Raw genomic sequence first — 3129 nt, 5'->3', positions numbered from 1 at the left:
TCGTTTGCGTTGACGCCGGTAGCTTCGGAGACCCGCGCGCCGGTCCGTGCCAGGAACAGTAGAAACGTACGGTCACGCCGACCGCGGGGCGTCCTTGGATTGGGGGCCTCAATGAGGGCGTCCACTTCGGCCTTGATGAGGTAATGCGTCACCTCGATGTGCGCCCGTTTTATGGGAATCGTCAGCACGCGTTGGGCGACACCGAAGGACGCCGGATCGGCGGCTGCGACATGGTGGAAGAACGATCGGATCGCCGCTAAGCGGGCGTTGCGCGTGGCGATGGTGTTGTTCCGCTTCTCCTCGAGTTCGTCGAGAAAGGCGAGAATGAGGTCTCGATCGAGCTCCTCGAGCATCAACGCCGCCGGCTTCTTCCGCCACCGTGTGGCGGCAAAGAGGATGAGCATGCGCAAGGCGTCGCGATAGCTGGCTATGGTCGCGGGAGTGGCGTTGTGTTGTTTAGTCAAGCGCCGGCGAAAATAGGACTCCAAGAGCGGCGCCAGGAGTAAGTGTTCACTCATGCTGCGCCTCCATCGAGGAAGGCGCGCTCCGCCGCCATGGCAAGAAGATCTACCGAGCCAGTGAGGTAGTAGGCTGTGTCACTGTAGTTGGCGTGGCCGAGATAGGTGGCGAGCAACGGGAGCAACGCCTGAACGTCTGCGCGCTGTTGATGCCAGAAGCTGAGGCGGGTCACGGCGAACCGGTGCCTGAGATCGTGCGGCCTTAGGGGCTTGCCGTCATCAAGGCCGGCGAGCTTGCGGACCTGAGCAAATCCGCTTTGCAAGCCAGTCGCCGAGAGTCGGTTGCCACGAGAGCTGAGGAAGAAGGCCTGGTCCTTGGGATTGGGAAAGGCGGCATCGCGCTCACGGGCATAGCGGCGAAGCGCTGTTTGGGTTGTCGTGTGAACTGGAACGAGACGGTCCTTGCGGAACTTCGTCTTCCGAATGAGAAGAACCCCGTTGGTCAGATCGACGTCGGAACGATCAAGCCTGACCACTTCACCCGATCGCAGTCCCGAACTTGCCAACAATCCGATCAGCGTCGCCATCGTCCGCCCCCTGAGGGGGATGCCTGGCGAAATGCGGGTGCATGCGTCGATGAGCGACGCCAACTCTGCCTCGCTGAGGATACGTGGAGGTGGAATCGCCCTGGATCTAGGAAAGGCTCTTCGCTCCAAGGCTTCGGTTTGGGCGTCATAGACGGCGAGATACTCGTAGAAGCGGCGGAGCACGCCGTGACGAGTAGCGCGGCTGTTGGCGGCGCCGCCGAACGACAGGACGAAGTCCAGCGCCATCGTCCGGGTGGCGGGCGCATCGAGTTGAGTGCGTTCAACGTAGCGGACGAAAGCGCGCAATGTACCGGCTTGTTTGCTGAAAGAGTAGCCGAGCGAGTGGCGCAGTTCGATGTAACGCTCGACCTTCTCGCCGAGGAATCGGGCAAAGACGGTCATGCGGCCTCGGCGAGCTGCGAGGCCGCAACCTTCACGTACACGGCCGTTGTGTTGATGCTCCGGTGACCAAGAAGATCGGCGATCTCGTTGATTGGCCTTCGCTGCCCGACAAGCTGGGTGGCGAGGCTGTGGCGCAGGAGATGTGCACCGGCGACCCGCCCAAGTTCGACCCCGCCATGCCGTAGCTATATCCCGGTGGCTGCCTGATAACCCGCCTACATTGTGCCAGACCCACGACAAATGCGAGGTACACTTCGGCTCCCGAAATCGAGGCGACCGCCGAGATCCATCTTATCTGCAATAGCCGGCTTATGAACCGGCCCGCCCCTTCGGGTGCCGCTTGCGAGCTGGCGGTGGCAAGGGAAGCTTCGCCGCGGCGGGCATGTTGGCGATGGTGGCTTCGGTTTTCTCCTCGACTCCCCGCCGCGCCCTTGCCATCGCTGGCTCTTCGCGGTCGTCAGATAGGGTCCCGCAAATGCGCGGGAAGACAACCCAAGTGGAAAAGAGGGCGGCTGACGAAGGCCGAAAAAAGAATGGAAAAGAACGAAATCGAGGATCTGCGCAGCCGGGTGCCATGCTCCGCGGTGCTAGAAGTGGCCGGCTTTGCAATCGACCTGAAGGAAAGCACCAGGCGGGCAGTAAAATACCGCCGCGACAATAGAATCATCATTGTAATCCATAACGGTCAAGGCTGGTTCGACCCACTCTCCGACGCGAAAGGTGATGTATTCTCGCTTGTCGGCCATCTCGATGGAGTCGGATTCCCCAAGGCACGTTATCGCGTCGCGAATCTGATCGGCTATATTCCGCAGACGCCCGCATGGGGGAAGCCCCATCGTACCCGCTGGCCGAACCTCAAAATTGCCGAACGTTGGTGCCGTCAGCGTAGGCCGGAGCCGGGCTCGCGAATGTGGCACTATCTCTCCTCGGCAAGATCTCTGCCCGGACAGATAATTCGTAACGCCGTATCGCAGAACCTTCTTCGGGAAGGGCCCTATGGCAGTATGTGGGCAGCCCACACGAACGATACGGGGTTCGTCACGGGGTGGGAGGAGCGTGGTCCGCATTGGCGAGGATTTGCAACTGGCGGAGCCAAGAACCTGTTTCGGCTCGGCCTGCCCGCCGCGTGCCGGCTTTGCGTTACCGAGGCTGCTATCGACGCCATGAGCCTTGCCGCTTTCGAGGGCATGCGTGAAGGCACGCTCTACCTGAGTACAGGTGGCGGGTGGGCTCCGTCGACCGATGCCGCACTCCGCGCCCTTTCTGCGACTCGCGGCTCCCTGCTTGTGGCTGCGACTGACCGCAACGCGCAAGGCAATATATTCGCCGACCGTCTTCGCACACTGGCCGAAGAGGCAGGCTGTGGTTGGCAGCGATTGCTGCCGCCCGCCGATGACTGGAATGAGGCTTTACAGGAAAGGGAGAAGGGAAAGCGAAAAGGACGGGAGGCACGCCGGCCGCATTATTGCACGCGTCGGTCAGCTTAACCCAGCCCCTTTACCCGACCGCAACAAGAAGCAGGCCGAGCCCCAATTGAGCTGTTCCGAACGCCACGCGATCTGGCATGACCAAGACCTTTAGGCTGTGCCAATGGCCGCGCAACATACGCAAAGAGCAAAGCCGACCGGCCGACGGCGGCGGCGATTGCACAGGAGGTGGCATGAAAGGGGCCGTACCCAGCA

The 3129-nt window shown here is 61.6% G+C and carries 5 protein-coding genes; 2 read left to right on the top strand and 3 right to left on the bottom strand.

What is annotated here, in order from left to right:
• The 3 genes from RS75_RS24865 to RS75_RS27275 form a co-directional block, all read right to left on the bottom strand.
• Positions 1 to 518 (bottom strand): tyrosine-type recombinase/integrase (locus tag RS75_RS24865; protein WP_045025272.1); only part of this gene is annotated, 518 nt, incomplete at its 3' end.
• Positions 515 to 1447 (bottom strand): tyrosine-type recombinase/integrase, encoded by a 933-nt coding sequence (locus RS75_RS24860; RefSeq protein ID WP_045025271.1) that lies wholly within the window; start codon positions 1445 to 1447, stop codon positions 515 to 517. The genes RS75_RS24860 and RS75_RS24865, both read right to left, overlap by 4 nt.
• Positions 1444 to 1539, bottom strand: a complete 96-nt coding sequence (locus RS75_RS27275; RefSeq protein WP_234704337.1) for a hypothetical protein — start codon at positions 1537 to 1539, stop codon at positions 1444 to 1446. The genes RS75_RS24860 and RS75_RS27275 overlap by 4 nt, the downstream gene beginning before the upstream one ends.
• On the opposite strand from RS75_RS27275, the gene RS75_RS27365 reads away from it, so the two are divergent.
• Together RS75_RS27365 and RS75_RS24855 are read left to right on the top strand one after the other, a co-directional pair.
• Positions 1510 to 1632: a hypothetical protein gene (locus RS75_RS27365; protein ID WP_267884638.1), complete on the top strand. Its 123-nt coding sequence runs from the start codon at positions 1510 to 1512 to the stop codon at positions 1630 to 1632. The two genes, RS75_RS27275 and RS75_RS27365, sit on opposite strands and share 30 nt — an antisense overlap.
• A 348-nt stretch (positions 1633 to 1980) precedes the next feature.
• Positions 1981 to 2934: a DUF3991 and toprim domain-containing protein gene (locus tag RS75_RS24855; RefSeq protein WP_045025270.1), complete on the top strand. Its 954-nt coding sequence runs from the start codon at positions 1981 to 1983 to the stop codon at positions 2932 to 2934.
• The last annotated feature ends 195 nt before the right edge of the window (positions 2935 to 3129 follow it).

It is taken from the genome of Rhizobium nepotum 39/7 (genome assembly GCF_000949865.1).
Classification (GTDB): Bacteria; Pseudomonadota; Alphaproteobacteria; order Rhizobiales; family Rhizobiaceae; genus Agrobacterium; species Agrobacterium nepotum.
The sequence above is the reverse complement of the archived record's forward strand: the minus strand, read 5'-3'. Positions and strand labels throughout refer to the sequence as shown.

Excerpts from the sequence above, each read along its gene's own strand:
- RS75_RS24860 (WP_045025271.1), bottom strand. The coding sequence starts at position 1,447 with ATGACCGTCTTTGCCCGATTCCTCGGCGAGAAGGTCGAGCGTTACATC.
- RS75_RS24855 (WP_045025270.1), top strand. The coding sequence starts at position 1,981 with ATGGAAAAGAACGAAATCGAGGATCTGCGCAGCCGGGTGCCATGCTCC.